At 34.2% G+C, this 3602-nt stretch carries 4 protein-coding genes; all 4 read left to right on the top strand.

What is annotated here, in order from left to right:
- Positions 1 to 24: 24 nt before the first annotated feature.
- The 4 genes from ENL20_06725 (at position 25) to ENL20_06710 (ending at position 3599) form a co-directional block, all read left to right on the top strand.
- On the top strand, positions 25 to 504 hold the full coding sequence (locus ENL20_06725; protein ID HHE38250.1) for a hypothetical protein: 480 nt from the start codon (positions 25 to 27) through the stop codon (positions 502 to 504).
- Between the two features lie 171 nt (positions 505 to 675).
- On the top strand, positions 676 to 1749 hold the full coding sequence (gene add, locus ENL20_06720; protein HHE38249.1) for an adenosine deaminase: 1074 nt from the start codon (positions 676 to 678) through the stop codon (positions 1747 to 1749).
- A 24-nt stretch (positions 1750 to 1773) separates the two neighbouring features.
- Positions 1774 to 2007, top strand: coding sequence for a hypothetical protein (locus ENL20_06715; GenBank protein HHE38248.1), 234 nt, complete (start codon positions 1774 to 1776; stop codon positions 2005 to 2007).
- 173 nt (positions 2008 to 2180) lie between these two features.
- The gene (locus ENL20_06710) at positions 2181 to 3599 is read left to right on the top strand and encodes a DNA recombination protein RmuC (GenBank protein ID HHE38247.1); all 1419 of its coding nucleotides are present in this window, start codon (positions 2181 to 2183) and stop codon (positions 3597 to 3599) included.
- Positions 3600 to 3602 lie beyond the last annotated feature (3 nt).

The following is a 3602-nucleotide window of genomic DNA, read 5'->3' as shown; positions in this document are numbered from 1 at the left end:
TTTGGTCTTCCTTTGGGAAATGAAATGATGTTCAGGTTTTTTCCGGAAATTGAGATAAATAGTGATCTGGGAGCTTTGAGTTTTTGGGGAATTGGTCTCAAACACAGTTTGAACAAAAATCTTCTTAAATTAATTCCTCTCGATTTGGCGATTCAAGTTGTTTATCATTCCTTCTCTATCGGTGAAATCATTGAAATGAATAGTTTTTCTCTGAATGGAGAAGTCAGTAAAAAGATCCTGAACTGGACTTTTTACGGTGGATTAGGATTCAATAATACAAAATTAAATGCCCATTATGAAACAGAAACTGAAATTATTATTGGTAATCAACCTCCGTATATTTTTGCAACTGTTCCAACCGAAATCGATTTTGAAATAAATAGTAAAAATATTGTTCCAATAACTTTGGGAGTTTCTTATAATATTGCGAGGATTGATTTTTTTGTAGATTATTCGATTTGTAAATATCCGGTTGCGAATTTCGGATTTGGATTGTCATTCTAAAAAGTTGATTTTAAATCGTAAAATAAGGATAAAATCTAAATACAACCGACATCATTAAATCCTTCAACTCCTCACTTTGTTTAGGAGTCGAAGAATTTTTCACAGAATGCAATTCTGTGCTACTGCACCACATTTTTTAAAAAATACGAAAAAAAAGAAGGAAGGAAAAATATGAAATTAAAAAGAGAATTTATTGAAAAATTACCTAAAGCGGACCTGCATGTTCATCTCGACGGCTCGATCCGAATTCCAACGATCATCGAATTAGCAGAGAAACAGAAAGTAAAATTGCCTGCTGATAATGAAGAAGCGTTAAAAAAGATCATTATCTGCCGGGATGATTGCGAAAGTCTGGATGAATATCTGGAAGGATTTAAAATCACTTTAAGTGTGCTTCAAACTGAAAAGGCTTTAAAAAGAGTAGCTTATGAATTAGCAGAAGACGCTTCTAAAGAAAACATCCGCTATATGGAAGTCAGGTATTCTCCAATTCTGCATACACAAAAAGGATTGAAGCTGACCACGATTTCCAACGCTGTAATCGATGGATTAAGGTCTGCGGAAAGAGATTTTAATATCAGAACCGGAGTTATCATCTGCGGGATCAGGAATATGGAACCAGCAACTTCGCTGGAACTGGCAAAACTGGCGGTTGCCTATAAAAATAAAGGAGTTATCGGTTTTGATCTGGCGGGAGCTGAATACAATTATCCCGCGAAAGAACACAAAGAAGCATTTTATCTTGCTTTGAACAATAATATCAATATTACGATTCATGCTGGTGAAGCTTATGGTCCGAAAAGTATTGCCGAAGCACTTCATTACTGCGGAACTCATCGGATCGGGCACGGAACAAGATTGATCGAAGATGGTGATCTGCTCAATTATGTTAATGATCATCGTATTCCACTGGAAATCTGTATCAGAAGCAATCTCCATACGAAATCGGTCAGGAATTTAAAAGAACATCCGCTCAAATTCTTTCTTGATTATGGTCTGCGCATTACCATTAACACGGATAATCGATTAATCTCAAACACAACTCTGACCGATGAGTATATGTTGGCAATCAATGAATTGGGACTGGATTATCCCGATGTTAAGAACACGATCATCAATAGTTTTAAAAGTGCTTTTATTCCATATCGAGAAAGAGTTGTCCTACTCAACAATGCTTTAAAAGAGATGGAAAAACTCGAAGAAAAAGAGTTGCAAAGCAAGATCGAGATCGAAGAGAAGATTTAAGAATTTAATATTGAAAATTGAATAGTGAATGAATATATTAGAGGATTATTTTGGTTTAGAGTACCCTTTATAGTCGTTGCGATCATTATTTTAATCTACTATAAACGGGATAGATTCAAAGAAATTTTCATTGCCGGCAGTTCCATTATAATCGTTACGATCCTTGATAAACTAAAAGTGATCCCTCATTTGATTGCTGTCATTTTAGTCATAATTCCATTGATATATTTGGCTTTGTTGTTTGTTAGACGAAAGTAACACATTTTTGTAAAATGTGGGAATTTCATAATTTACGGTATCGGAATTTCAAGGTTTTTTAAAACCTTCAAGGTTTGGCAAACCTTGAAGGTTTAAATCAATCAATTCACCAAGTTATGTTCTATTAGATTGATTTTCACAGAATGCAATTCTGTGCTACATAAGGAGTCATTATGGAAATAATTTATCTAATCATCGGAATCATCATCGGTGGAATCATCATCGGATTATTCCTGAAATCAAAAACCGGAAAGATCGAAACGGAAAAATCTAACCTTTTGGAGAACCTGCAAAATCTCAAAACTGAATTTGAAGAAGAAAAAGAAAAATCAGAAAATCTGAATAAAAAAATTATCGAGCTTACCGATGAAAAAGGAAAAGCAGTATCAAAAAATTCTGTTCTGGAAAAGAATTTGGAAGAAGTTCAAAAAAAATTTTCCGAATTAACAAAAAAATATAATGATTACTTGACTTTCAATTCCCAACTGAAAACAGAAAATAAAAATTTGCAGGAAAAACTGGATAACCAAAAGAATGAAATAGAAGAATTGCACGAGAAATTCACAACTGCTTTTGAGAATCTTGCGAATAAAATTTTTGAAGAGAAATCTGAAAAATTTACTGCTAAAAATAAAGCGAATCTCGATGAAATTCTGAATCCGTTAAAGCATGATCTGGATAAATTCAAAGCAAAAATTGAAAACACGGATGAAAAAAACCGCATCAGTAATGCAACTTTGATCCAGCAGATAAAAGGTTTGAAGGAATTAAATAACCAATTAAGCGAGGATGCTATAAAATTGACGAAAGTTTTGAAAGGAGATTTCAAAGTTCAAGGAGATTGGGGAGAAACTGTTTTAAGGAGAATCCTTGAGGAATCCGGTCTAACGGAAGGAATTGAATATATATCTCAAGGAAAAGGAATGGATCTGAAAGGTGAAGAAAGCCGTCATTTCAGACCGGATTTTATCATCAAGTTGCCGGAAAACAAGCATATAATTGTCGATTCGAAAGTTTCTCTGGTCAGTTATGAGAAATTGATGAACGAAGCAGATTCGGAGCATAAAAAGGAAATATATCTGAAAGCCTTACAAAATTCTATCAAATCTCATATCGACGATTTGAATTCCAAACATTACCAACAACTTACCGGTTTGAATTCACCTGATTTTGTTTTGATGTTCATGCCAATTGAAGGAAGTTTCAATCTCGTTGTGCAGACTAAAAGTTCCTTATATCAATATGGTTTGGATAAGAAGATCGTGCTGGTTAGCCCGAGTTCATTACTGATAACTTTAAGAACGATCGCTTATATCTGGCGTCAGGAAAAACAGAACAAAAATGCGATCACGATTGCCAGACAAGCCGGTGATCTTTATGATAAATTCGTCGGTTTTATCACTGATCTTGATAATATCGGGAAAAATATCGACCGCTCCAAAGATTCCTATTTGAATGCTTTGAATAAATTAAAAACCGGAAAAGGAAATTTGATCACGCGGGTTGAAAATATCAAGAAATTAGGAGCAAAAGCGAATAAGAATATTCCGGAGAAATTTATTGAGGAAGAAGTTCCGGAATTGATGGAATAAGAC

It is taken from the genome of Candidatus Cloacimonadota bacterium (genome assembly GCA_011372345.1).
GTDB lineage: Bacteria > Cloacimonadota > Cloacimonadia > Cloacimonadales > TCS61 > DRTC01.
This window is presented reverse-complemented; position numbering and strand designations above follow the sequence as displayed.